Genomic DNA, 24,728 nt, shown 5'->3' on the forward strand with positions numbered 1-24,728 from the left:
TTGGTTGAGGTGCTGCTTTTGTTGCGGTGCAGCATGGAAGCAGTATAAGGAATCGCTCCGGTCGTGCAAGCCCGAATTGGTGCAGTGCAGCAAATTTAGGGGAAGGCTTCTAGGTCGGCGCTTGTGCCTGCCGATGGGCGCAGGGATTGCTCTCGGGGGAGACCTCCCGGTGCGAGCAAGACTCGGCGGGGGCGGGCAGAATGAGGCGCATCGGCCTGTTCGGGGCCCCCGCGTCCCGCGTACCACGTGCAAGCGTATTACTCCGACCACTTCGTGCTGCCCCTGCCCCAGGGGCACCGGTTCCCGATGCAAAAGTACCGTTTGTTGCGGGAGCGGGTCGCGACTGAACTGCCGGGCCTGCGCCTGCAGCTGGCGCCCGAGGCGAGCGACGGCGAGCTGGCCCTGGCGCACGAGCCGGCCTATGTGTGCGCGGTGGTCGAGGGCTGCTTGAGCGCCGCCCAGCAGCGCGAGATCGGTTTCCCGTGGTCGCCCCAAATGGTCGAGCGGTCACGGCGATCGGTGGGCGCCACCATTGCCGCGGCCCGCACGGCCCTGGCCGAAGGGGTGGCGGCCAACCTGGCCGGCGGCACCCACCACGCTTACGCCGACCGCGGCAGCGGGTACTGCGTGTTCAACGACGTCGCGGTGGCCGCCCGTCTGATGCAGGCTGAGTGGCACCGGCTGCACCGCCAATTGCTGCGGGTGGCGGTGATCGACCTGGATGTGCACCAGGGCAACGGCACGGCCGCGATCTTCCGGGACGACCCGACGGTGTTCACGCTGTCGGTCCACGGCGAGCGCAACTTCCCGTTTCGCAAGGAGGCGAGCGACCTCGATGTCGAATTGCCCGACGGTTGCGGCGACGACGAGTACCTGCAAGCCCTCGAGCGCGCGATGGACGCGCTCTGGCACCACCACCGGGCGCAGCCCTGCGGCCTGATCTTCTATCTGGCGGGCGCCGACCCCTACCAAGGCGACCGGCTGGGCCGATTGGCGCTGAGCGCCGCCGGCTTGGCGGAGCGTGACCGGCAGGTGTTGGCAGCGGCACACGAGCGTCGTTTGCCTCTGGCCCTGAGCATGGCCGGCGGCTACGGCCGCAACATCGACGAGACGGTGGCGATCCAGTGCCGAACGCTCGGCCTCGCCCTCGAACATCACCAACGCTGGCAACAGCAGATCGAGCATGTCCCGACCCCAACCTGACGCGCGCAGCGCCTATCGCCATTTCCTCGCGATCACCTCGCGCTGGATGGACAACGACGTCTACGGCCATGTCAACAACGTCGTCTACTACAGCTACTTCGACACCGTCGTGAACCAGTATTTGATCGCGCAGGGGGCGCTCGACCTCCACGCCGGTGACGTGATCGGGCTGGTCGTCGAGACCCAGTGCAACTATTTCTCGGCGCTGTCGTTCCCGCAGACGATCGACGCCGGTTTGCGTGTCGCCCACCTGGGCAGCTCGAGCGTGCGCTACGAAGTGGGGTTGTTCGCCCAAGGCGAGGACCAGTGCGCCGCCCGGGGCCATTTCGTGCACGTCTACGTCGACCGCGAGAGCCGGCGGCCGGCGCCCTTGCCGGCGCCGCTGCTGCGCGCCCTGGAGCCGCTGCGATGAGCGCGTCGTCGCCGGAGGCCACCGCCGCGGTGGACGCCACCATCTGCTCCCGGCGGTCGGTGCGCGCCTTTCTGCCCACCGAAGTGCCGCGCCAGGTGGTCGAAGAGATCCTGGCGGTGGCGGCGCGCGCCCCGTCGGGCACCAACACCCAGCCGTGGAAGGTGTACGTGCTCGGCGGCGCCGCCAAGGACACGCTGAGCCGCAAGATCCTGGCCGCCTACGACGACCCCGCCGAGGCGGCCCGCCACCAGGAAGAGTACGCCTACTATCCGCGCACCTGGGTCAGCCCCTACCTCGACCGGCGTCGCAAGGTCGGCTGGGACCTGTACGGGCTGCTGCAGATCGACAAAGGCGACAAGGCGCGCATGCACGCGCAACACGGCCGCAACTACCTGTTCTTCGGGGCGCCGATCGGGCTGGTGTTCACGATCGACCGGGTGATGCAGCAGGGCAGCTGGCTCGACTACGGCATGTTCTTGCAGAACATCATGGTCGCCGCCCGTGCCCGCGGCCTCGACACCTGCCCGCAGGCCGCCTTCACCCCCTTTCACCGCATCGTGCTCGACCATCTGCAGGCCCCGGCCGAAGAGATGCTGGTGTGCGGCATGGCGCTCGGCCATGCCGACCCGCAGGCGGTCGAAAACCGCTTGCAGACCGAGCGCGAGCCGGTCGAGGCGTTCGCCCGTTTTTTGCTCGACTGAGCCTGGAGCCGTTCCATGTCCATGTTCGATCGCGTTGCCGAAGACCGCATCCTGGCCGCCATCGCCGATGGCAAGTTGTCGGGGTTGCCGGGCGAGGGGCGTCCGCTGGCGCTCGACGACGACCCGCTGGTGCCGCCCGAGCAGCGCGCGCTGCTGCGCGTGCTGAAGAACGCCGGCGAGGTGCCCGAGGCTGTGCGGCTGCTGAAGGAACTGCGGGAGCTGGAGGCCCAGCCGGACGCTGACACGACGGCCTCGGCCGAGCGCTTGCTGCGCGTGCGCATCGCGCTCGAGCGGGCCGGCATTTCACAGGGGAAGGCCGCGCTCGCGCGCTATGGCGCGCAGCTGCGTGCGCGTCAGCGGGCTCGGTGAGAGGGCGCGCGCCAGCGCCTGACCTCCAAACCCCTGCCATTTCTATAATCCCGCCGATGGACACCTCCGCAGCGCGAGAGCGCATCCTCGCGCGCATCCGCAGCCGCCAGGGCCGCGACGCCGCCGCCAAGCCGGCGGAACAGCAGGAAGCCCAGGCCTGGCTGGCCGCCCATCCGCGCGGCCCCCTGCCGGCCCTCGGTCCCGACCTCACCACTCATTTCGTGACCATGGCCGAGCGCATGGCGAGCACGGTCGACAGGGTGCCGACGTGGCGCGAGGCACCCGCGGCGGTCGCGGCTTACCTCGCGGCCCGCGCGCTCCCCGTCCGTGCCGTGGCCCACGACACCTTGCGCGACCTGGCCTGGGCCGGCGCCGGCCTCGACGTCGAATTCCGCCCCCCGCGCGACGAAGACGCGGTCAGCCTCACCGCCTGCTTCTGCGCGGTGGCAGAAACCGGCTCGCTGGTGTTCGCATCGGGGCCGCACAGCTGGGTGTCGGCCCATTTGCTGCCCGAGACGCATGTGGTGGTGCTACCGGTCTCGCGCATCGTCCCTTATGCCGAAGACGCCTTCGCGTCGATGCGCCGCGAGTTGGGCGAGATGCCGCGCGGCTTCAACATGGTGTCGGGGCCTTCGCGCACCGGCGACATCGAACAGACCATCGTGCTCGGCGCACACGGCCCCTACCGCGTGCATGTGGTGTTGGTGGACGACGCTGCGTGAGCGATTTGCAATCCAAGATAGATCTGACGTCAGGAGACAGTGGATGAAGCCCAAGGTGCTGGTCACCCGCAAGGTGTTCCCGGAGGTGCTGGAGCGCCTCGCCGAGCATTTCGAACTGGAAGTCAACGAGTTGGACCGTCCCTGGACGGCCGACGAGCTGCGCGCCCACCTGCAAGGCAAGCAGGGCATGTACCTCACGCCGACCAACTCGGTCGACGCCGCCTTGCTCGACGCCTGCCCCGACCTGAAGGTGGTGGCCAACATGGCGGTCGGCTACAACAACATCGACGTGCCGGCCTGCACCGCCCACGGCGTGCTGTGCACCAACACGCCGGGTGTGCTGACCGAGTCCACCGCCGACTTCGGCTTTGCGCTGATGCTCGCGGCGGCACGGCGGCTGACCGAGTCGGAGCGTTTCCTGCGCAGCGGTCAGTGGGCCAACTGGTCGTTCGACATGATGATGGGCCGCGAGGTGCACGCCACCACGCTCGGCGTGTTCGGCATGGGCCGCATCGGCCAGGCGATCGCCCGGCGCGCCTCGCTCGGGTTCGGCATGCAGGTGATCTACCACAACCGGTCTCGGCTGCCTGCCGAGCTGGAAGAGCCGATCAAGGCGCGCTATGTCGGCAAGGAGCAGTTGCTGCGCGAATGCGACCACCTGATGGTGGTGGTGCCGTATTCGGCCGAAACCCACCATGCCATCGGCGCCGCCGAGCTGGCCCTGATGAAACGCACCGCGACGCTGACCAACATCGCGCGTGGCGGGGTGGTCGACGATGCGGCGCTGGCCGAGGCGTTGAAAGAGCGGCGCCTTGCCGCCGCCGGGCTCGATGTCTTCGAAGGCGAGCCGCACGTGCATCCGGCCTTGCTCGAACTGCCCAATGCCGTGTTGACGCCCCACGTCGCCAGTGCCACCGTGCGCACCCGCCGCGCCATGGCGGGCATGGCCGCCGACAACCTGATCGCTGGCATGGGCTGCGGCCCTCTGGCGGGGCGTCCGCCGTCGCCGCTCAACCCCGAAGTGCTGGCGACGCGCGCCTGAGAGGGCCGTGCCCCCAGGGCCCTGCGGCCCGGCCAGCGCTGCCACAATGGCGTCGATGAATCACGACTTCTGGTGGCTGGCGGCGCTGGCGGTACTCAACCTGCTGCTGCTGTTGTGGATCGTGCTGGCGAGCCGTCGCGGCGACGCAGACCAGGACCGGGCGGCCGAGTTCGAGCGGCTCGGCCGGACCCAGGCCGACGCGCTCGCGCGACTGGAGCGCGAGCTGCGTGACGAGGTCGGCCGCAGCGGCCAGGGCACGCGGCAGGAGCTGGCGAGCACGCTGGCGCTGTTCCAGCAAACGCTGTTGACGCAGCAGGGCGACGTGGCCCGCACGCAGAACGAACAGATCGACAGCTTCCGCACCCAGCTCGCGGCGATGCAGCAAGCGGTGGCCGACAGCCTGCGCAGCGCGACCACCGCGCTGGGCACGCAATCGCAAGCGGCGCGCGACGCGCAAGACAGTGCCCTGAAGCGTTTTGCCGATGCGCTGAACGATCAGGTGCGCGCCTTGTCCGACGCCAACGAGCGGCGCCTGGCCGAAGTGCGGGCGACGGTCGAGCAGAAGCTCACCGCCTTGCAGGCCGACAACGAGAAAAAGCTCGAACAGATGCGCCAGACGGTCGACGAGAAGCTGCACGCGACCCTCGAGCAGCGCCTGGGGGAGAGCTTCCGCCAGGTGGCCGAGCGGCTCGAGCAGGTCCACCGCGGCCTCGGCGAGATGCAGACGCTGGCGCAAGGGGTGGGCGACCTCAAGCGGGTGCTGACCAATGTGAAGACGCGCGGCATCTTCGGCGAGATGCAGCTGGCCGGCCTGCTCGAACAGGTGTTCACGCCCGAGCAGTACGCGGCCAACGTCGCCACCGTGCCGGGCAGCAAGGAGCGCGTCGAGTTTGCGATTCGCCTGCCGGGGCGCGGCGAATCGGGTGCGCCGGTGTGGCTGCCGCTGGATGCGAAATTTCCGCGTGAAGACTACGAGCGCCTGCTCGAGGCGCAAGAGCGGGCCGACCGCGAGGCCGCCGAGAACGCGGCGCGCGCGCTGGAAAACCGCATCCGCGACGAGGCCCGCACGATCGCCACCAAATACCTGGCACCGCCCCACACGACTGATTTCGCGGTGCTGTTCGTGCCCACCGAAGGCCTCTACGCCGAACTGCTGCGCCGCCCCGGCCTGGTCGAGGCCTTGCAGCGCGAGCACCGCGTGACCCTGGCTGGGCCGACCACGCTGCTGGCCATGCTCAACAGCCTGCAGATGGGCTTTCGCACGCTGGCACTGGAGCGCCGGTCTTCCGAGGTGTGGAGCGTGCTCGGCGCCGTCAAGACCGAGTTCGCCAAATTCGGCGACGTGCTGGACAAGACCAAGAAGAAGCTCGAGGAGGCCAGCAACACGATCGATGCGGCCCAGACCCGCACGCGCGTGATGGGCCGGGCGCTGAAAAGCGTCGAGGCCTTGCCGGACGCGCAGGCCGCCGAGTTGCTGCCCAACGCCGCGGGCGCCGAGCCGGACTGAGCATGCGCCGGATGCCGGTCACACTGCGCGCCGTCATCGCGGGGCAGGTGTGCCTGCATGCCTGCATGGCGGGCACCCGGTTGGCGGCGCCGCTGCTGGCGCTCGAACAAGGCCGCTCGGCCTGGGCGGTCGGCGTGTTGCTGGCCTTGTTCGCGGTTGGCCCGGCCTTGTTGTCGCTGCAAGCCGGCCGCATGGCGGACCGCCATGGCTACCACCGGCCGGTGGCGATCGGCGTGGCGATGAGTTTGGCCGGTGCGGTGCTGGCCGTCGCGCTGCAGCACTACGCCGCCTTGTGCATCGCCGCCCTGTGCACGGGCGGCGGCACGTCGTTCGCGCTGGTGGCCATCCAGCGGACGGCAGGGCGCACCGCGCGTGACGAAACCGAGCTGAAGCGCGTGTTCAGCTGGCTCGCGCTGGGGCCGGCGCTGTCGAATTTCGCCGGGCCTTTCACGGCCGGGCTGCTGATCGACCGTTGGGGGTTTCGCGCCGCCTTCGCGGTCCTGGCCTTGCTGCCGCTGGTGACGCTCGCGTTCAGCCGGCGGGTGCCCAGAGAAGCGCCAGCCGCCGCCCCGGCCGCGCGCGTGCGCGGCAGCACGCGCGCACTGTTGCGGCTGGCGCCTCTGCGGCGCTTGTTGTGGGTCAACTGGTCCTTGTCGACCTGCTGGGACGTGCACACCTTCGTGCTGCCCGTGCTGGGTCACCAGCGGGAGCTGGCGGCCTCGGTGATCGGCTCCATCCTCGGCGCCTTCTCGATCGCGGCGGTCGTGGTGCGGCTGCTGATCCCGCTGTATGCCCACCGGCTCAAGGAGTGGCAGGTGCTGTACGGCGCGCTGACCCTCACCGGGCTCGTGTTCGCGGTCTATCCCTTCATGCGCCAGCCCTGGTCGATGGGGCTGTGCTCGGTGCTGCTCGGCGCGGCGCTCGGGACGGTGCAGCCGATGGTGATGTCGGCCCTGCACCAGGTCACGCCGGCGTCGCGCCACGGCCAGGCGCTGGGCCTGCGCATGACGGCGCTCAATGTGTCGAGCTCCGCGATGCCCTTGCTGTTCGGCGCCATCGGCGCCACGGTGGGCGCGGGCATCTTGTTCTGGGCCGCGGGCCTGCTCGTCGCCACCGGCGGCTGGCAGGCGCGCCACATCCGCCAGGACCTGTCGGACGCCCGCGTCACGAGGCCCGACGGACCGCACGGCTGACGAAGCGGGCAGCGTCAACGGCGTCGCGCAAATCCGATTCGACCGGGCAGGGCGCGCCGCTGATCCACGCGGCCAGCACCTCGGCGCCCAGCAGCGCCCAGGTGATGCCGCGCGAGGCCAGGCCGGTGTACAGGTAAAGGCCCGGCAGGCGCGGCACGTAGCGGGCGTGATCGAGCCGCTGCCGCGGTGCGCCCAGAGCCGACTCGTCGACCACCGGGCCGATGACGGGCAGGCGGTCGTCGCTGACGCAGCGCCAGCCGACCCGCCCCGCGAGCGAGGCGAGCGGCACCTGCGGCGCCGCGCCACACAGGCGTGCCAGCTGGTCGAGGTTGTAGCGGTGGTCGGCCTCGCGCAGTGACGCATCGTCGTCGCCCGGCTGAGTGGTCGCACCGCACAACACCTGCCCGCCGTGGGGCGGCAGCAGATAGCCGGACCCGGCGACCGGCAGTCGGGCGTGCGGCAGGCCGGGCGTGGTGTCCGGCAGCGAGGTGGTCTGGCCCCGCACGCGCGAGATCGGCCAGTGGGTCGGGCGCAGCAGGCGGGCGGCGTCGTGGGCATTCGCCAGCACGACGACTGCGGCGCGGGCGAGGACCTGCTGGTCGGCATCGAGCAGCTCCCAGCCGTCGGCGTCATGTCGCAGCCCGGCGACGCGCTGGCCGCCGCGCCAGGTCACGCCCGGGGCCGAGGCGAGCAGCGCCTTCGCCAAATCGCTGGGACGCAGCCAGCCGCCGCCCGGGTAATACCAGGCCGGCAGGCGCAGCGACAAGCCCGACCGCCGGCTGGCGTCTGCGGCGGCGATGGCCTGGACATACTCGGGAGGCAGCGCCTGGGCGTCGAGCGTGGCCTGCATCGCGGCGAGGGCCGCGTCGGCGCCGTCTGGCGCGGATTCGAGCCGCAGCAAGCCGTCCCATTGCCCCGCGATGTCGTGGCCGGCCCGCAGCGCGGCGTACGCTCGTGCCGCATGCAGGGCCGCCGTGCGGTTGAAGCGGGCATGCGCGCCATCTTGCGGGTTGACCACGCCGTGGAACAAGCCACCGGGGTTGCCCGACGTCTCCTGCGCGGGGTGGGCATGGGTTTCGAGCACCGAGCACTGCCAGCCTTGCAGGGCCAGCGCGTGCGCCGCTGCGCATCCCGCCAGGCCGCCGCCGACGATGACCGCGCTGCGCTCCAGCCCCGCGGCCGGCTGCCACGCCCCCAGCCGCGGCGGCTGGAAACGGGGTTCGAAGCGGGCCACCGTCATCTCGCGCTTGGAGCCGAAGCCCGGCGCCCGCTCGACCCGGAAGCCGGCCTCGACCAACCCATCACGCACCGGCCGCGCGACACTCCAGGTGGCCGCGGTGGCGCCGGGTGCGGCGAGCCGGCCCAGCCCCTTCAGCACCCTGCAGTCCCAGATGTCGGGGTTCTTGGCCGGCGCGAAGCCGTCGAGGAAAAAGGCGTCGACTTCGGCCGACAGCTCGGGCAGCAAACGGGTGATGTCGCCGAACCCCACCAGCAGCGTGACGCGGCCGCCCTCGAAGGACAGCGTGTGCAGGTTGGGCGTCAGCGGCGGCCAGGCCGCCACCAACTGCGCCGCCAGGTGCGGCACCTCGTGGCGGTGGTGCAGCCGCGCCAGGTCGTCGCGCCGCGGCGGGTGTTTCTCGAGCGAGACGAAACAAAGCCGCTGCGGCCGCTCGGCGTCGTCGCGCCAGGCCTGCCACGTGGCCAGGAAGTTGTTGCCCAGGCCGAAACCGGTTTCGAACACCGTGTAGCGGTCGCGCCGCCGCCAGCGCCGGGGCAGGTCGTTGCCGCCGAGAAACACATGCCGGGCCTGCGCCAGGGCGCCGGCGGCGGGATGGTAGATGTCGCCGAACGCCGGCGCCGACGGCGGTTGTGCCTCGGCGGTATAGGCGATGCGGGCAGGCTGGATCGGTTCGGTCTTCATCGGCGGGGGGCGGGGGCCGCGCAGGGCGAGGGCCCCAAACGACAAAGGGCACCCCGAGGTGCCCTTCGCAGTCAGCAAGCCGCGTTCAGACGCGCTTGCGGTACTCGTGCGTGCGGGTGTCGATTTCGATCTTGTCGCCGGTGGCCACGAAGATCGGCACCTGGATTTCGAAGCCGGTGGCCAGCTTGGCCGGCTTCAGCACCTTGCCCGAGGTGTCGCCCTTGACGGCCGGCTCGGTGTAGATGACTTCGCGCACCAGCGAGGTGGGCAGTTCGACCGAGATCGCCTTGCCGTCGTAGAACACCACTTCGGTCGGCATGCCATCTTCCAGGTACTGGATCGCGTCGCCCATGTTCTCGGCTTCGACTTCGTACTGGTTGTACTCGGAGTCCATGAAGACGTACATCGGATCGGCGAAATAGGAGTAGGTGCACTCCTTCTTGTCCAGCACGATCTGGTCCATCTTGTCGTCGGCCTTGAACACCACCTCGGTGCCGGAGTTGTTCAGCAGGCTCTTGAGCTTCATGCGCACGGTCGCTGCATTGCGGCCGCCGCGGCTGTATTCGGTCTTCAGCACGACCATCGGGTCTTTGCCCTGCATGATCACGTTACCGGCGCGAATTTCCTGTGCGATCTTCATAACACTGTCCCTTGTGGGTGTCCCTTGCGGGCTCGTCGAGAAAGGAGAGATGGGGGCGCGCACCCTCCGATGCAAGCGCCGGGTCGGTGACTTTTGACTTCACTGCCAGGCTGGCTGCTGGATCATTCAATGGCTGGCCCCGGATAGACCGCCAGGATCGCGCGCAAAACCCGGCATTCTAGTGGGTTTCAGAGACAAAACCGATCAGCTGGGCAGAAAGATCGGCCTGGGCGAGAAGCGCTTCACGCCAGCGCTCACTGTGTGTCTGCCACGCTGCCGGCGCGCTGCCTGCGGGCGCGGTGTCGCCCAGGCCGTTCCAGAAATACCAGGCGGCCCGCACCTCGGCCGCGAGCGGGGCGGGCGCCCCGTCCAGGTAACGGCGCAGAAAGGCCAGCAGCTTGGCGACGTGCGCGTCGTCGTCTTGCGGATAGATGTGCCAGACGAAGGGTTTGCCGGCCCATTGCGCCCGGACGAAGGAGTCTTCGCCGCGCACGAAATTCAGGTCCGAGGCCCACAACAGGCGGTCGAACTCCGTCTGGGGCAGGGCCGGCAGCCAGCCGACGCGCAAGGCGCCGCGCGCGAGCACTGTGCCGGGCTGGGGCACGGCTTTCAGCGCCTGCCCGAGCGCCTCGCTGGCGGCTCCCGGCGTTGCCAGCAGCAGGGTGGGGCGCTCCGCCCAGGCGGCCAGCAGGGCGGGCAGCGGCGCGCCGGCATAGCAGAACAGGCTGACCACCTGCTCACCGGCCCGCGGGGCCAGGCCCAGGCGGTGCAGCCAGGCGGCGCCGTCGAAGCCCGCTTGCTGCTCGAGCAGGCCCGGCTCCCGCAGCAGGCCGCCGGTTCGAGGCGTGAACCCCGGGTAGAAAAAGCGCTTCTCGAGTCCGGCGCCAGGCCCTGACATCTGCGGCGACGGCAGGCCGTGGCTGCGCTCGACGTAGTCCTCGGCGCTGAGGTATTCGAGGTTGACCCAGCGGGGCGCCGGCGAGCGCGCCGCCATGGCGGCGAGAAAGGCGGGCGGCAGCTCGCAGCCGAAGGCCTCGATCACGACGTCGCCCGGGGTGGCGCCACCGGATTGCGGCCAGGGCTGGACCGCCACGCCCGGCGCTCCGGCAGGCGCCATCCATTGCAGCGGCGCCGGGTCGTCGATCCACAACCGCACGGCATGGCCACGCGACGCCAGATCGGCCGCCAAACGCCAGCAGACGCCGGCATCGCCGTAGTTGTCGATCACGCGGCAAAACAAATCCCACAACATGCTCGGATTATTGAAGATGCCCGACAAGCCCGCGCCCGGACCGCCGGGCGCGCGCCCTTGGCACAATTTGGGCATGAGCGATGTTGTCGATGTTGTGTCCCCCGAGCCGCCCGCCGACCCGGTGCGCGAGAAGCTGCTGGCCGAAGTGGCGGCGCTGCCGGCGCTGCCGGGGGTGTATCGCTATTTCGACGCCGACGACCAGGTGCTGTACGTCGGCAAGGCGCGCAACCTGAAGAAGCGGGTGTCGAGCTACTTCCAGAAGAACCACGGCGGCACCCGCATCGGGCACATGATCTCGAAGATCGTGCGGATGCAGACGACGGTGGTGCGCTCTGAAGCCGAGGCGCTGCTGCTCGAGAACAACCTGATCAAGACGCTCAATCCGCGCTTCAACATCCTGTTCCGCGACGACAAGAGCTACCCCTATCTGAAGATCGCGTCGCACGACTTCCCGCGCATGGCGTACTACCGCGGTTCGGTCGACAAGAAACACCGCTACTTCGGGCCCTACCCGAGCGCCTGGGCCGTGAAGGAATCGATTCAGCTGTTGCAGAAGGTGTTCCGGTTGCGCACCTGCGAAGACACGGTGTTCAACAACCGCACCCGGCCTTGTTTGCTGTACCAGATCAAGCGCTGCTCCGGCCCCTGCGTGCACTACGTCACCGCCGAAGAGTACGGCCGCGACGTCGCCAACGCCGAGCGCTTTCTGCTGGGCGGCCAGCAGGAGGTGATGGACACCCTGCAGGCGCAGATGATGGCGCACGCCGAGCGACTCGAGTTCGAGAAGGCGGCCGAGATCCGCAACCAGCTCGGCGCGCTGTCGCGCGTGCTGCACCAGCAGGCGGTCGACACCGGGTCCGACAAGGACGCCGACGTGCTGGCGGTGCGCGTGCAGGGCGGCAAGGCCTGCGTCAACCTCGCGATGGTGCGCGGTGGGCGGCACCTGGGCGACCGGCCGTACTTCCCGGCGCATGTCGAAGATGCCACCGCGATCGGCGCCGACGAGGCCGACGAGGGCGCGCCGGTCGAGGTGCAGGTGCTGGAAGCCTTCATCGCGCAGCATTATCTCGAAGGCGGCGTGCCGCCCTTGCTGGTCCTCAGTCATGCAGTCGACAAGGCCCTGATCGAAGCCCTGTCGGAGCAGGCCGGGGTGAAGGTCACCGCCTTGCACCAGCCGCGCGAGCAACGCCGGGCCTGGTTGGAGATGGCGATCAAGGGCGCCGAACTGGCGCTGGCGCGTCTGCTGGCCGAAGAAGGATCGCAGCAGGCGCGCACCCGGGCACTGGTCGAAGCGCTCGATCTCTCGCCTGAGAACCTCGACACCTTCCGCATCGAATGTTTCGACGTCAGCCACACCGCAGGCGAGGCGACGCAGGCATCCTGCGTGGTGTTCGACAGCCACAAGATGCAGCCGTCGCAGTACCGTCGCTACAACATCGAGGGTGTCACCCCGGGCGACGACTACGCGGCGATGCGCCAGGTGCTGACGCGGCGCTACGCCAAGCTGGCGGAAGCCGCCGAGAAAGGCGAAGCGCGCCTGCCGGACTTGGTGCTCGTCGATGGCGGGCGCGGCCAGGTGTCGATGGCGCGCGAGGTGTTCGAAGAGCTGGGGCTCGACCTCGGCTTGATCGTGGGTGTCGAGAAGGGCGAGGGCCGCAAGGTGGGCCTCGAGGAACTGGTGTTCGCCGATGGCCGTGACAAGGTCTGGCTCGGCAAGGATTCGGCCGCCTTGATGTTGGTGGCGCAGATCCGCGACGAGGCGCACCGGTTCGCGATCACGGGAATGCGGGCGCGGCGTGCATCAGTTCGCACTGGCGGCTCCCGATTGGAGGAAATCCCCGGTGTCGGGCCGAAGAAGCGGGCTAGACTTCTTCAACGCTTCGGCGGCCTGCGCGGTGTGACGAGTGCGAGTGTCGAAGACTTGCTGTCGGTCGAAGGCATCTCGCGGGAACTGGCAGAAGAAATCTATCGGGCCTTGCACTAGTGAGACAGTCGGGCCCACGGAGAGGGTCGGATGATGTCGGAATACAAGCGTGTGCGCGGCTTTGCCGCGTTGCCTGCGCTCGCGGGCCTGGCGGTGATCGCCGCGGCGGCGGGCGCTCTGGTCGGCTGTGCCCAGCAGGGCGGTGCCGGGTCGAAGGGTGAGGGCACGCCGCCCGGCGCCTCGAGCTCGGCGGGCCGCGGCTCACCTGGGGTCCAAGGCAGCGTGCGCAGCTGGGACCAATACCGGGAACGCGCGGGCCAACGTATTGCTCAGGTCAACGCCGACCGCGTCTACCTCGACACCCCGCCCGACATCCTGCTGGCGATCCCGGTGCTCGAGATCGACCTCAACGCCGATGGCAGCATCCGCCGCATCAACGTGCTGCGCTATCCGCGCCAGGCGCGCGACACCACCCAGCTGGCGATCGACGCGGTCAAACGGGCGGCGCCTTTCGGCGACGTGTCCAACCTGCCCAAGCCGTGGCGGTTCGCTGAAACCTTCTTGTACCGCGACGACCGCAAGTTCAAGCCGCGCTCGCTGGACTGACGCGACGCATGGCGGGCCCCGCGCGGCCCGCCGTGGCTGCAGCGAGAGGGTGGCCGGCCGCGCCACCTGAAACGCCTGCCGCTGCGCGCCTGAGGCACCGCCGCTGCCACGCCGGGCCCCGCCTTCAGGGCCGAAAGCCGGCGCCTGACGCTCGCGCCGAGGGCCTCCGGATCACCCCGGGCCCGGGCCTACACATCGTTGCGCTGGCGGCTGTCATGCGACTTGCGCCACAATCGTGCGCATGTTCTTCAATCTCCCCACGCTGCTGACCTGGGCGCGCATCGTCGCCATCCCCCTGATCGTGGGCGTGTTCTACCTGCCGCTCGAACGGCCGGTCGGCAACCTGGCGGCCACGGTGATGTTCATCGTCTTCGCGCTGACGGACTGGGCCGACGGCTGGCTCGCGCGGCGGCTCAACCAGACCTCGGCCTTCGGCGCTTTCCTCGATCCGGTGGCCGACAAGTTCTTGGTCTGTGCGTCCTTGCTGATCCTGGTGCAGCTCGACCGGGTCAACGCGCTGGTCGCACTGGTCATCATCGGCCGCGAGATCGCCATTTCGGCGCTGCGCGAGTGGATGGCCCAGATCGGTGCGCTGAAAAGCGTCGCCGTGCACATGCTGGGCAAGCTGAAGACGACCACCCAGATGATCGCCATCCCGTTCCTGCTCTACGACGGGCTGGTGTTCGGCATCGTCGACACCAAGATCTGGGGCACCGTGCTGCTCTACCTGGCGGCCGTGCTGACGATCTGGTCGATGGTGTACTACCTGCAGAAGGCGCTACCCGAGATCCGCTCGAAGGCGCGCTGACCCGGCACGTCCTGCTGCCCCAGCTGCTGCGCTCGCATGCCGGCCTGTCCGGCTGACCGGCCCCTCTGTTGTTCCGGTGGTTCCCGATGTCCGACCGTTCCCGCGCGCTGCTGCGCGCCGTGCCCTTGGTGTTCGTGCTCATCTGGAGCACCGGCTTCATCGTCGCGCGCTACGGCATGCCGTACGCGCCGCCGCTCACCTTCCTGTCGCTGCGATACGCGCTGTCGATCCTCTGTTTCCTGCCCTGGATCGTGCTCGCGCGCGCCGCGTGGCCACAGGGGTGGGCGCAATGGTGGCACCTGGGCGTCACTGGCGCGTTGATGCATGCGGGCTACCTCGGCGGCGTGTGGGCAGCCGTCAAGGCGGGCATGGGCGCGGGCACCATCGCCTTGATCGTCGGGCTGCAACCCGTGCTCACCGCGGTCTGGCTTGCGGTGCGCGCCCAAGACGCGTCGGCCAAGGCCAGCGCGAGGCAATGGGGCGGGCTGGCGGTCGGCTTCGTCGGTCTGGCCTTGGTGGTGTGGCACAAGCTGGGCGCTGGCGAGTTGAACCGGCTCAACCTGGGGCTGGCGGTCGCGGCGCTGTTGGCGATCACCGTCGGCACGCTGTATCAGAAGCGCCACGTCGCGCCTTGCGATGTGCGCACCGCCAACACGGTGCAGCTGATGGCCGCCTTGGTGGTGTCGCTGCCGCTGGTGGCCCTGGAGTCGGAGTCGGTCGTCACCCACCCGCATTTCATCGGCGCACTGGCCTGGTCGGTGGTCGGCCTGACGCTGGGTGGCAGCTCGCTGTTCTACCTGCTGATCCAGCGCGGGGCCGCCACCAGCGTCACCAGCTTGCTCTATCTGGTGCCGCCGTGTACGGCGGTGATGGCATGGGCGCTGTTCGACGAAACCCTCGCTCCCAGCACGCTGGCCGGCATGGCGCTGACGGCGTTCGGTGTGTGGCTGGTGGTTCAGCCTCGCTCAAGTCGGGTTGGTTAGCCACGGCGGCGTGGCAAACCACTGCAGCAAGTGGTCTTGCAGCAGCCGCAGCCGCAGCGGCGCGCTGTCGGCCTGTGCGCGCTGTGGGGCCACCCAGTGCACGTCGGCGTCCAGCATCGCGTAGCCCGGCAGCAACTGCACCAGGCGGCCGGCGGCCAGCGCTTCGTGCACGTCCCACAGACTGCGCAGCATGATGCCGTGCCCGGCCAGCGCCCAGTCCCGCACCACCTCGCCGCTGTTGCTCGACAACGGGCCTTGCACCCGCACGGTGACGGGCCGCGCGTCGCGCTTGCGCCCGAGCGGCGTCAAGCGCCATTGTGCGTAGCGGCTGTCGTGCTCGCGCACCACCAGGCAGTCGTGCTGCGCCAGATCGGCCGGCAGCCTGGGGGCGCCCCGTCGGGCCACGTAGTCCGGCGAGGCGACCAGCACGCGGCGGTTTGCCGCCAGCTTGCGCGTCACCGCTTGCCCATGCCGAGGTGTCCACAGCCACACGGCGCAGTCGATGCCGCCGCTCGTCAGGTCCGGCAGCTGCTCCATCAGGTGCAGTTGCAACTCCACCTGCGGGTGGCGTTGCTGGAAGGCTGACAGCGCCGGGGCGACCCAGCGCCGGCCGAATCCGAACGACGAGGCGATGCGCACGCTGCCGCGTGGCTCCACGCGCCGCGCCTGCAACCCGTCTTCGAGCGCCTGCAATCCGGCCAACAGGGTTTGCGCCTGCGCGCAGAACAACTCGCCTTCGTCGGTGAGCGCCAGGCGCCGCGTGGTGCGGTGGAACAGCCGCACGCCGAGCTGCGCTTCGAGTGCCGCCAGCCGTTTGCTGACGGCGGGTGGCTCGAGGTCGAGCTGCCGAGCGGCGGCGGCAAGGCTGCCCTGGGCTGCGACCTGGGTCACCAGCAACAGGTCCGGCCGGTCGATCATCAGTTCCTCCAAGGAAATAGTCGCTTGCCGGATTATTGCTTGCCGAGCCCAGCCCGATTCGCACAATGGCGCCATGTTCGAAGGCTACGTATCGCGCCACGTCGAGGTCGACGGCGCCCGCCTGCACTTGCGCCTCGGCGGCCGCGGGCCGGCCCTGTTGCTGTTGCATGGCCATCCGCAGACCCACGTGATGTGGCACCGAGTGGCCCACGCGCTTGCCGCCCGCTACACCGTGGTCGCGCTTGACCTGCCTGGTTACGGGGACTCCTGCCGCCCGAGCGCGGATGCCGAGCACGTGCACCACAGCAAGCGGCAGATGGCGCGGTGGATCGCGGCCGCCATGGTGCAGCTAGGCTTCGACCGTTATGGCGTGTGTGCGCACGATCGCGGCGCACGGGTGGCCCACCGTCTCGCCGTCGACGCGGCCGAGCAGGTGTCGCGGCTGATGCTGCTCGACATCGCGCCGACGCTGGCGATGTACGAAGGCACCACCGATGCGTTCGCACGGGCCTATTGGCATTGGTTCTTCCTGATCCAGCCACCGCCCTTGCCCGAAGCGCTGATCGAGCGTGACAGCCGCGCCTACCTGCACCAGGTGATCGGGCGTCGCCACGCCGGCCTGGCCGCGTTCGACCCGGTCGCCCTGGCCGAGTACGAGCGCTGCCTGGCGCTGCCCGGCACCGCCACCTCGATCTGTGAGGACTACCGCGCGTCAGCCGGCATCGACCTGCAGCACGACCGCCACGACGTCGCCCAGGGTGTGCGTCTGACGCAACCGCTGCGGGTGCTGTGGGGTAGCCACGGCACCGTGGGTCGTTGCTTCGACGTGCTGCGGCTGTGGCGCGAGCGGGCCGACGACGTCAGTGGGCGGGCGCTGGATTGCGGCCACTACATCGCCGAGGAATGCCCGGAGGCACTGCTCGGCGAAATGCTGGAGTACTTCTGAAGGCTGGAGTACTTCTGAAGGCTCGAATACTTTTGATGTGAAGTGAAGGAGTGAACATGACCACCGGCAAGTTGCGCATCGCAGTGATCGCAGGTGATGGCATCGGCAAAGAGGTGATGCCCGAGGGGCTGCGCGTGCTCGACGAAGCCGCGCGCCGCTATGGCATCGACCTGCAGTTCGACGAGTTCGATTTCTCGAGCTGGGACTACTACGAGCGCCACGGCAAGATGCTGCCCGACGACTGGCAGGACCGCATCGGCTCGCACGATGCCATCTTCTTCGGCGCGGTGGGATGGCCCGACAAGATTCCCGACCACGTTTCGCTGTGGGGCTCCTTGCTGCGTTTCCGGCGCGAGTTCGACCAGTACGTCAACCTGCGTCCGGCCCGGCTGATGCCCGGCGTGCGCTCTCCGCTGGTGCGCCGTGACGGCTCGCCGCGCCAGCCGGGCGAGATCGACATGATGATCGTGCGCGAGAACACCGAGGGCGAGTACTCGAGCATCGGCGGTCGCATGTTCGAAGGGACCGAGCGCGAGGTGGTGATCCAGGAGACGGTGATGACCCGCACCGGCGTCGATCGGGTCCTCAAGTTCGCCTTCGAACTGGCCCAGTCGCGCGGGCGCAAGCGATTGACCTCGGCCACCAAGTCGAACGGCATCTCGATCACGATGCCCTATTGGGACGAGCGGGTCGAAGCGATGGCACGGCACTACCCCGAGGTCGCGGTCGACAAATTCCACATCGACATCCTGACGGCGCATTTCGTGCAGCGGCCCGAGCATTTCGACGTCGTTGTCGCCAGCAATTTGTTCGGCGACATCCTGAGCGACCTCGGCCCGGCCTGTACCGGCACCATCGGCATCGCGCCGTCGGCCAACCTCAACCCCGATGGCCGCTTCCCGTCGCTGTTCGAACCGGTCCACGGCTCGGCGCCCGACATTGCCGGGCGCGCCATCGCCAACCCGATCGGGCAGATCTGGTCGGGCGCGCTGATGCTCGACTTCCTCGGCCACCGCGCCGCGCACGACGCCATCCTGAAGGCCATCGAGACCGTGCTCGATCCCTCGAACGGGGGGCCTCGCACGCCTGATCTCGGCGGCAATGCCCGCACGTCGGACCTCGGTCGGGCCATCGTGCAAGCCCTACGCTGACGCGGCGTTTGACCCGTCGCGCAAGCGAGGACCAGCGTCGCCGGCTGCGAACTTGTTCACTCTTTAACAACTTCGATTGGGCATAGAATCCGCAACCGCGCTTGACACCGAGTAGGGCGGTGGCTGTAATTGGTCGCGCAGTAAATCACACAAGCGCGCGGCCCTTACCAAGCGGTTTTCACCAGGCGTATTTCATGGGTCGCGCCAAGACCAATCGACACCTTTGAGAGGGGGTACTTCGTGAACAAGACCGAGTTGATCGAGCATATCGCCAAGCAGGCCGACATCTCCAAGGCCGCGGCAACGCGAGCGCTCGAGGCGGTGATCGGCGGTGTGCGCACCACGCTCAAGAAGGGCGGCACCGTCTCGCTCGTGGGCTTCGGTACCTTCGCCGTTGGCAAGCGTGCCGCGCGCAGCGGCCGCAACCCCCGCACCGGTGCGGCGATCAAGATCAAGGCGGCCAAGGTGCCGAAGTTCCGCCCCGGCAAGGCGCTCAAAGACGCACTAAACTAACGGCTGTGTTTTCTCGGGTGCTTAGCTCAGTTGGTAGAGCGGCGCCCTTACAAGGCGTAGGTCGGGAGTTCGAGCCTCTCAGCACCCACCACGAGAAATCCACCGCCGATATCCCGGGCAGCGCATCCAGCTCACGCAGACCGGCTGCCCGACACGACTCCCGAGCCCGAACAGACTTCAGCCGCCACCCGCGGTGGGACGTACACAACCGGTAGCTCGACGCGCCCGGCAGCACTGCCGGCGTCAGCTAGAATATCGGTCTGTCACGCCGGGGGGCGCGGATCGGAACCCAGATCGAGTCCAGCTTGCCGCAAGCGAGAGAGACATCGGCTGCGAGGAGTGTTCCGGCGGTCCCAACGCTAGCGATAGCACCATGACGAAGGCGAACCTAGGTTCGCCTTTTTGCTTTTCAGGTGTGCCGCTGGCGGGGTGGGGCAGGACGTGGCTACGGCCCGCGCTTGCGCGGTTCACCCTCATCGACTCTGAGACCGAGGTTCGTTCGATGTTTGATTTCGTTCGCAACAACACGCGCATCCTGTTCTTCGTGCTGCTGTTGCTGATCATTCCTTCCTTCGTCTTCTTCGGCGTCGAGGGCTACAGCCAGTTCCGCGAGGGCGCCAAGACGGTCGCCGAGGTCGCGGGCCAGGACATCACGGAAGCTGAACTGGAGGCCGCACACCGCAACCAGGTCGAGCGCATGCGGGCACAGATGCCCGGCATCGACAGCAAGATGTTCGACACGCCCGAGATGCGCCGCCAGACGCTCGAAGCGCTGGTCCGCGAGCGGGTAATGCTGACCGCGGCCGACAAGCAGCACCTGGTCACGTCGGACGAGCGCTTGCAGCGCATCTTCGCGACCGACCCTCAACTGGCGTTCCTGCGCAAACCGGACGGCACGCTCAACCGCGACATCCTCGCCGCCCAAGGCATGAGCCCGCAGGGTTTCGAACAGCGCTTGCGCCAGGACTTGTCGCTGCGCCAGGTGATGCTGGGTGTCAGCGACAGCACGATGGCATCGAAGACGGTCACCGAGACTGCACTAGACGCCTTCATGCAGCAGCGTGACGTGCAGGTCGCCCGCTTCGAGGCCAAGGACTACCTCGCCAAGGTGAACCCCACCGATGCCGACCTCGAGGCCTATTACAAAGACCCGAAGAACGTCGCGCAATTCCAGACCCAGGAGCAGGTGAAGATCGAATACGTCGTGCTCGATCTCGAGTCGGTGAAGAAGGGCATCACGGTGCCCGAAGACGAACTCCGCAACTACTACAAGGAAAACGAGGCGCGTTATTCGACGCCCGAGGAGCGACGCGCCAGCCACATCCTGATCAAGGCCGACAAGGGCGCCCCGGCAGCCCAGCGCGACGCCGCCAAGGCCAAGGCCGAGAAACTGCTGGCCGAGCTCAAGCAGAACCCCGACCGGTTTGCCGAACTGGCGAAGCAGAACTCGGAGGACCCGGGTTCGGCCGCGAATGGCGGCGACCTCGAGTTCTTCGGCCGCGGCGCGATGGTCAAGCCCTTCGAGGAGGCCGCCTTCACGCTGAAGCAGGGTGAGATCAGCCCGGTGGTGGAGACCGACTTCGGCTTCCACATCATCCGCGTCACCGGTGCGCGCGGCGGCGACAAGAAGTCTTTCGAGGCGGTCAAGGCCGAGATCGAAGACGAAGTGCGCACGCAGCAGGCGCAAAAGCGGTACGCCGAGGTGGCCGAGCAGTTCAGCAACATGGTCTACGAGCAGACCGATGCCTTGAAGCCGGTCGCCGACAAGCTGCAATTGCCGCTGCAGACCGCCGACAAGGTCACCCGCACCCCCGGCCCCGGCGCACAAGGTGTGCTGGCCAACCCCAAGTTGCTGGCGGCCTTGTTCACGACCGAGGCGATCAGTTCGAAGCGCAACACCGAGGCCCTGGAGGTCGCACCGAGCCAGTTGGTTGCCGCCCGGGTGGTTGAGCACCAACCGGCACGCACGCTGCCGCTGGAAGAGGTGAAGCCGCGGGTGCGCGAAGCGTTGGTGGCACGCCAGGCGGCGGAAATGGCCCGCAAGGAAGGCGAGGCGAAGCTGGCGGCGTGGCAGAAGGCCCCCGCGGAAGCGAACCTCCCCCCGGCGGTGAAAGTGTCGCGCCTGCAGCCGGGCGGCCAAAGCCGCGAGGTGGTCGAGGCGGCCCTGAAGGCCAAGACCGACAAATTGCCCAGCTGGGTCGGCGTCGATCTCGGCCCTCAGGGTTATGCCGTCGTCCGGATCAATTCCGTCGCGGGCCGGGCCGAGGTGCCGGCGGCCGACCAATTGCCGCGTCAGTACGCGCAGGCCTGGGGCGCCGCCGAGGCGCAGGCCTATTACGAGGCCTTGAAGAAGCGCTACAAGACCGAGATCACGTACGACCCGAAGGCGGCGCCCGCGCCCTGATCGTGACGGCCGCGACGCGATGTTTTTTGTCGCTGGCGCCGAAAGCGGCGGCAGTTGTGCAAAAGACGCAGAAGTTGTGGCTATAATCTCAGGCTCTGCGGTGGCTGTAGCTCAGTTGGTAGAGTCCCAGATTGTGATTCTGGTCGTCGTGGGTTCGAGTCCCATCAGCCACCCCACAAAACATCAGGCCCTCCAAGTGAGGGCCTGTTTACTTTGCGGGTTCTGAATTCCCAATTTGGGAATATTCATAGCGCCCGGCGTTTCACTTCCTTGTTCCGGTCGTAGACCCGTGCCGTGGTGGCCGGGTTCGCGTGCAGGTCGGGCAGCTTGCCTTGCTCACGCTTGTGCACCGTGGTGTAGTAGGCCCGCAGATCATGGAAGGTGAACCGCGTCTCCTCGGTGATGACCTTCTCCTCGATCGCCAGCAGCACGCTTCGTTGCCACAGCGTCTTGAAGCCGCGTGCGCTGTAGGCGTTGTTGTCTCGCGTCGGGAAGACGTAGAGGCAATCGACGCCTCGCTCCTCGCGCAGCGCCTCCAGTCGATCAAGGAGGGCGTCCAGCTGCGGTGTGATCTCGATAACCTCGATCACCTCGCCGCGCTTCTTGCCACGCTGCTTTGCCCGCTTTACGCGGATCTCGCCCAGGCTGAGCTTGACCCGCCCGGCCAAAATCTCCCGGCGGATCTCGGCGGGCGGCCGGTCGACCTGAGGCCAGCACAGGTCGAGGAATTCCACCTTTCGGTTGCCGGCCAGGCTGGCGTACTCCGCTCCCATGCCGATGATCCGCCGCTGGGGCGTCTGCTTCTCCAGCCACTCGAGGAACCGGCGCAAGACGCCAGGATCAGGCGCCTCCGTTCTGGGCTCGGTGGGAGGGGTTTCGACGCCAATCGTGGGGTTGGTCTTGCACACGCCCAGCGTGATACCGTGACGGCACAGGTTGGAAAGTAGGGACTTCTCGATGGCAGCGCGACGCGGCGCAGCAGCTCGCTCGATGTTGACGTAGCGGGCGACCATCGGGCTGTCAATCCGCGCGATCTGCATCTTCCCGAATGTCTTGTCGAGCTCCTTCCAAGCAAGCCGGTAGTCGTCTCGCGTTCCGTCTGCCATCTTCTTCCAGCGCGGCGCCGGCCGGTCCGGGTCGGTGAAGCGGTCCCACACCCATTTGACCGTTCCCATCGCATCGTTCTGGCCGATCATGTCCAGCACCTGGCGGCAGGCGTTTGCGTAGTCGCGCCCCAGGGGGATGGGCTTCCCGCCGAGTGGGTGATAGCGGTAGGAGAATCCTCCGTTCTTGAGCGGGCGGGCCTCCATGCGCGGGAGCAACTTCATCGAACTCAGCCGATCGCGTGGGCGACCCGGCCGTCCCATCAGTGCACCCCCCAGACCGGCCCGGCCCCGACTTCTGCCATGGGGAAGTCGCGCATACCGCCGCGCACTTCGTTGTAGTGCGCCCGGTTGACCAACGGGCGGCCGTTCGGCTTGCGTTCGACGTGCAGCCCGAGACTGCGGAGGTATCGAACCTTGGCGGCGTTCTGCGTGAGGCCGGCGCAGATGCGGTCGATTTCCTCGTCGGTGAGGTCCAGGTCCGGGTGTGGCAGGGTACTTCTCATGCCGTCTTCGTGGAATGTCGCGCTCATACAACAGAGTTTCAAAACGGAACGGGGGAGCAGGAATAGGGGAGCATCAGGGGGTGTGCCGGGATGCCGCCGGCGGCGACGCGCAGGGCCATGGGTTCGCAGCCCCAGGCCGCCAGCATGCGCAGCACGTCGACGGGGCGCTGCAGGCCTTTCGCGTTGGCACCCCACGCGCAGATCACCATCGGCGCCCATCGACACGCCGATTCGATGTGGCCGTTGTTGTCGGGCCCGACTGGATAGCCGGCGGCGCGGAGGTCGCACGGGTCGGTGGCACGGAACGCGAACAGGTTGACCACCTCGATCGCGTTGTAGCCCAGGCGCGTCGCGAAGCCGATGCACTTGCGGATGGTCGGATCGTCCTCGGTGCCATCGGCCGTCGACGGGTTGAGCATGACGAAGGCCAGCGGCTGGCCATCGCCCCATCGGCGGCCGAGCCGGTACCGGTAGCGCGAGCAGTCGGAAAGCATGGCGGTGCGTTGAATGTTGGCCATCTCTCACTCCGCACGATTGAACTGGACCACCCACACCCAAGGATTCGCATCCCAGCTGCAGGCGCCGTTGATCTGCTCCCACAGCCAGCGGTACTCGACGCGCGGGTCGTTCATGGTCGAGTGCTCGATGCCCTCGGCGAGGGCGTCCTCGGCGCTGATGTCCTGCAGCCGCTCGACGCGCACGCCTCTCACCTCCAGGGTGATGCGGCTGGCCGCCCGCGGCATGTGAATGCTCGGCCGCCACTTCAGGCCGTAGTCCTTCCGGCACTCGTCACCGTAGCTGCCGGGAGGTGTGTCCGCGGCGTAGGCGTAGCGGCTGAGGTCACCGGTCTGACGCTCGATGCGCACGCAGCCAAGGTCCATCCAGGTCTCCCGCACCCACAGTCGCTGCCCCGTCACGCCGTAGGGGCACTCAGCCTCCCAGCCCTCTATGTCCGAAGTCGTGTAGAGGTGCATGCCACGCCGGTACACATCCAGCAGCATCGCGCTCGGAGGCAGGTAGTCGGTATGGCAGGCAATGTCGTGACCGTTGAAATGGAACCCGTTCGAATAAGGCTGCAGCTTCATGGCCCGCCGCGTCTGCGTCTTCGTGCCGGCGAGCAAAGCTCTGACCATGGGCCCTGAGAAAATAATGGGTCGCTCCTTCATTGCTCGCACTCCGTCTCCACGATCCCGAACCGTTCCCGGATGGCGTCGGCGATCTGCTGGGGGTCGGCGTAGTTGCCGCCGGGCAGGAGGGCGATGCATTCGCGGGCGGTGGCCTCGGCGCATTGCCGGCCGTATTCGCGCGCGTAGGCTTCCGCGTACCGTCTTGCGTGGCTTCTATCCCACGGCTGGATGGCCAGGATCTCACGGCTCGACCAGTGATCCGGCAGCTTGATCTCTTCCATCACTTCTCTCCTCGTGCGCGGATGGTGGCGACCGCGGATGCATCGGCGTAGTTGCTCGGATCGCTCTCGTCTGTCGTGGCGGCCGGTATGTGTTCGAGTAGTTCCTCGATGCGCCTGACACCCAGGAAGCCGGTCCCGTATTCCGCTGCGTCGGCGCAGTTCTCCCGCAGGAGGTCAATCGCTTCGCGTGCCGCAAGGCATTCACGATGCCAATACTGGGCGGCCTGCCGCTCTGCCCCCTGGGCGAGCCGGGCGAACTGCAGAACTTGGGATTCAGTCGGCTGCCAGGGTGACCCGTACCCGATCCCGCAGATTGCAGCCCAATACTTGATCTGTTCATCCGTCGCCATCACTGCTCCTCGTACTCCACTGCCTCAACCCTCGGCCTGAAGCTAAGCCCCAAGTACCGAGACCCACCCGGAACCCGCATGTCGTTCTCCGGCAGCTGCGGCTCGACTGGCTTGCGCAGCTGATCCCAGGGGATGCCGTCGGTCTC

26 protein-coding genes and 2 tRNA genes are annotated in these 24,728 nt (G+C 68.1%); 18 read left to right on the top strand and 10 right to left on the bottom strand.

The genetic code is table 11. The features are described 5' to 3' along the window. Positions 1-246: 246 nt before the first annotated feature. Genes AAW51_RS10185 through AAW51_RS10220 form a run of 8 tightly spaced genes read left to right on the top strand, consistent with a single transcriptional unit; the run spans position 247 to position 7,149 of the window. Positions 247-1,203: a histone deacetylase family protein gene (locus AAW51_RS10185; protein WP_047194530.1), complete on the top strand. Its 957-nt coding sequence runs from the start codon at positions 247-249 to the stop codon at positions 1,201-1,203. Beyond that, positions 1,184-1,615 (top strand): acyl-CoA thioesterase, encoded by a 432-nt coding sequence (locus AAW51_RS10190; RefSeq protein WP_047194531.1) that lies wholly within the window; start codon positions 1,184-1,186, stop codon positions 1,613-1,615. The genes AAW51_RS10185 and AAW51_RS10190 overlap by 20 nt, the downstream gene beginning before the upstream one ends. Next, positions 1,612-2,316, top strand: a complete 705-nt coding sequence (locus AAW51_RS10195; protein ID WP_047194532.1) for a nitroreductase — start codon at positions 1,612-1,614, stop codon at positions 2,314-2,316. Before AAW51_RS10190 ends, AAW51_RS10195 begins: the two co-directional genes overlap by 4 nt. Positions 2,317-2,331: 15 nt before the next feature. After that, on the top strand, positions 2,332-2,685 hold the full coding sequence (locus AAW51_RS10200; protein WP_047194533.1) for a DnaJ family domain-containing protein: 354 nt from the start codon (positions 2,332-2,334) through the stop codon (positions 2,683-2,685). Positions 2,686-2,741: 56 nt separating this feature from the next. Then, positions 2,742-3,407: a LutC/YkgG family protein gene (locus AAW51_RS10205; RefSeq protein WP_047194534.1), complete on the top strand. Its 666-nt coding sequence runs from the start codon at positions 2,742-2,744 to the stop codon at positions 3,405-3,407. Positions 3,408-3,450: 43 nt separating this feature from the next. Next, positions 3,451-4,449, top strand: a complete 999-nt coding sequence (locus AAW51_RS10210) for a 2-hydroxyacid dehydrogenase (RefSeq protein WP_047194535.1) — start codon at positions 3,451-3,453, stop codon at positions 4,447-4,449. Between the two features lie 55 nt (positions 4,450-4,504). After that, on the top strand, positions 4,505-5,956 hold the full coding sequence (locus AAW51_RS10215) for a DNA recombination protein RmuC (protein ID WP_047197627.1): 1,452 nt from the start codon (positions 4,505-4,507) through the stop codon (positions 5,954-5,956). Positions 5,957-5,967: 11 nt separating this feature from the next. Next, a complete protein-coding gene (locus AAW51_RS10220) occupies positions 5,968-7,149 on the top strand; it encodes an MFS transporter (RefSeq protein WP_047197628.1) in 1,182 nt (393 codons plus the stop codon). On the opposite strand, the gene mnmC is transcribed toward AAW51_RS10220, so the two are convergent. From mnmC to earP, 3 genes are all read right to left on the bottom strand, one after another. Next, positions 7,121-9,070: a bifunctional tRNA (5-methylaminomethyl-2-thiouridine)(34)-methyltransferase MnmC2/FAD-dependent 5-carboxymethylaminomethyl-2-thiouridine(34) oxidoreductase MnmC1 gene (gene mnmC / locus AAW51_RS10225; RefSeq protein ID WP_047194536.1), complete on the bottom strand. Its 1,950-nt coding sequence runs from the start codon at positions 9,068-9,070 to the stop codon at positions 7,121-7,123. The genes AAW51_RS10220 and mnmC overlap by 29 nt on opposite strands. Before the next feature lie 85 nt (positions 9,071-9,155). Next, entirely contained in the window at positions 9,156-9,710 is a 555-nt protein-coding gene (efp, locus tag AAW51_RS10230) for an elongation factor P (protein ID WP_047194537.1), read from the bottom strand. Between the two features lie 178 nt (positions 9,711-9,888). Then, positions 9,889-10,962, bottom strand: a complete 1,074-nt coding sequence (gene earP / locus AAW51_RS10235; protein WP_047194538.1) for an elongation factor P maturation arginine rhamnosyltransferase EarP — start codon at positions 10,960-10,962, stop codon at positions 9,889-9,891. 73 nt (positions 10,963-11,035) lie between these two features. On the opposite strand from earP, the gene uvrC reads away from it, so the two are divergent. The 4 genes from uvrC (at position 11,036) to AAW51_RS10255 (ending at position 15,283) form a co-directional block, all read left to right on the top strand. Beyond that, complete coding sequence (uvrC, locus tag AAW51_RS10240) at positions 11,036-12,946, top strand: excinuclease ABC subunit UvrC (protein WP_047197629.1); 1,911 nt, start codon at positions 11,036-11,038, stop codon at positions 12,944-12,946. A gap of 30 nt (positions 12,947-12,976) precedes the next feature. Next, positions 12,977-13,492, top strand: a complete 516-nt coding sequence (locus tag AAW51_RS10245; RefSeq protein WP_083438204.1) for a hypothetical protein — start codon at positions 12,977-12,979, stop codon at positions 13,490-13,492. A 241-nt stretch (positions 13,493-13,733) separates the two neighbouring features. Further along, complete coding sequence (gene pgsA, locus AAW51_RS10250; protein ID WP_047194539.1) at positions 13,734-14,300, top strand: CDP-diacylglycerol--glycerol-3-phosphate 3-phosphatidyltransferase; 567 nt, start codon at positions 13,734-13,736, stop codon at positions 14,298-14,300. Positions 14,301-14,386: 86 nt separating this feature from the next. Beyond that, entirely contained in the window at positions 14,387-15,283 is an 897-nt protein-coding gene (locus tag AAW51_RS10255) for a DMT family transporter (protein ID WP_047194540.1), read from the top strand. Here the strand turns inward: AAW51_RS10255 and AAW51_RS10260 are convergent. After that, on the bottom strand, positions 15,266-16,201 hold the full coding sequence (locus tag AAW51_RS10260; RefSeq protein WP_083438205.1) for a LysR substrate-binding domain-containing protein: 936 nt from the start codon (positions 16,199-16,201) through the stop codon (positions 15,266-15,268). The genes AAW51_RS10255 and AAW51_RS10260 overlap by 18 nt on opposite strands. A 73-nt stretch (positions 16,202-16,274) precedes the next feature. Here AAW51_RS10260 and AAW51_RS10265 point away from each other — a divergent pair, with 73 nt between their 5' ends. The 6 genes from AAW51_RS10265 (at position 16,275) to AAW51_RS10290 (ending at position 21,391) form a co-directional block, all read left to right on the top strand. Beyond that, the gene (locus tag AAW51_RS10265; RefSeq protein WP_047194541.1) at positions 16,275-17,147 is read left to right on the top strand and encodes an alpha/beta fold hydrolase; all 873 of its coding nucleotides are present in this window, start codon (positions 16,275-16,277) and stop codon (positions 17,145-17,147) included. A 56-nt stretch (positions 17,148-17,203) separates the two neighbouring features. Further along, positions 17,204-18,298 (top strand): tartrate dehydrogenase, encoded by a 1,095-nt coding sequence (locus AAW51_RS10270; protein WP_047194542.1) that lies wholly within the window; start codon positions 17,204-17,206, stop codon positions 18,296-18,298. Between the two features lie 240 nt (positions 18,299-18,538). Next, positions 18,539-18,811, top strand: a complete 273-nt coding sequence (locus AAW51_RS10275) for an HU family DNA-binding protein (protein ID WP_047194543.1) — start codon at positions 18,539-18,541, stop codon at positions 18,809-18,811. Between the two features lie 15 nt (positions 18,812-18,826). Then, positions 18,827-18,902, top strand: a tRNA-Val gene (locus AAW51_RS10280). A 411-nt stretch (positions 18,903-19,313) separates the two neighbouring features. After that, positions 19,314-21,215 carry a SurA N-terminal domain-containing protein gene (locus tag AAW51_RS10285; protein ID WP_047194544.1) on the top strand — a complete coding sequence of 634 codons (1,902 nt, stop codon included), beginning with the start codon at positions 19,314-19,316 and terminating at the stop codon, positions 21,213-21,215. A 100-nt stretch (positions 21,216-21,315) separates the two neighbouring features. After that, positions 21,316-21,391 (top strand) — tRNA-His (locus AAW51_RS10290). A gap of 69 nt (positions 21,392-21,460) precedes the next feature. On the opposite strand, the gene AAW51_RS30720 is transcribed toward AAW51_RS10290, so the two are convergent. Genes AAW51_RS30720 through AAW51_RS10320 form a run of 6 tightly spaced genes read right to left on the bottom strand, consistent with a single transcriptional unit; the run spans position 21,461 to position 24,582 of the window. After that, positions 21,461-22,543 (bottom strand): site-specific integrase, encoded by a 1,083-nt coding sequence (locus AAW51_RS30720; RefSeq protein ID WP_238947818.1) that lies wholly within the window; start codon positions 22,541-22,543, stop codon positions 21,461-21,463. Between the two features lie 38 nt (positions 22,544-22,581). Continuing rightward, the gene (locus AAW51_RS10300; protein WP_157359755.1) at positions 22,582-22,824 is read right to left on the bottom strand and encodes a DUF4224 domain-containing protein; all 243 of its coding nucleotides are present in this window, start codon (positions 22,822-22,824) and stop codon (positions 22,582-22,584) included. Between the two features lie 38 nt (positions 22,825-22,862). Further along, positions 22,863-23,342, bottom strand: a complete 480-nt coding sequence (locus AAW51_RS10305; protein ID WP_047194546.1) for a DUF1643 domain-containing protein — start codon at positions 23,340-23,342, stop codon at positions 22,863-22,865. Between the two features lie 3 nt (positions 23,343-23,345). Next, the gene (locus tag AAW51_RS10310; protein ID WP_047194547.1) at positions 23,346-23,990 is read right to left on the bottom strand and encodes an ASCH domain-containing protein; all 645 of its coding nucleotides are present in this window, start codon (positions 23,988-23,990) and stop codon (positions 23,346-23,348) included. Further along, positions 23,987-24,232 (bottom strand): hypothetical protein, encoded by a 246-nt coding sequence (locus AAW51_RS10315; RefSeq protein WP_047194548.1) that lies wholly within the window; start codon positions 24,230-24,232, stop codon positions 23,987-23,989. The genes AAW51_RS10310 and AAW51_RS10315 overlap by 4 nt, the downstream gene beginning before the upstream one ends. Next, on the bottom strand, positions 24,232-24,582 hold the full coding sequence (locus AAW51_RS10320; protein ID WP_047194549.1) for a hypothetical protein: 351 nt from the start codon (positions 24,580-24,582) through the stop codon (positions 24,232-24,234). Before AAW51_RS10320 ends, AAW51_RS10315 begins: the two co-directional genes overlap by 1 nt. Positions 24,583-24,728: the final 146 nt, after the last annotated feature.

It is taken from the genome of Caldimonas brevitalea, from assembly GCF_001017435.1.
Taxonomy (GTDB): domain Bacteria; phylum Pseudomonadota; class Gammaproteobacteria; order Burkholderiales; family Burkholderiaceae_C; genus Caldimonas; species Caldimonas brevitalea.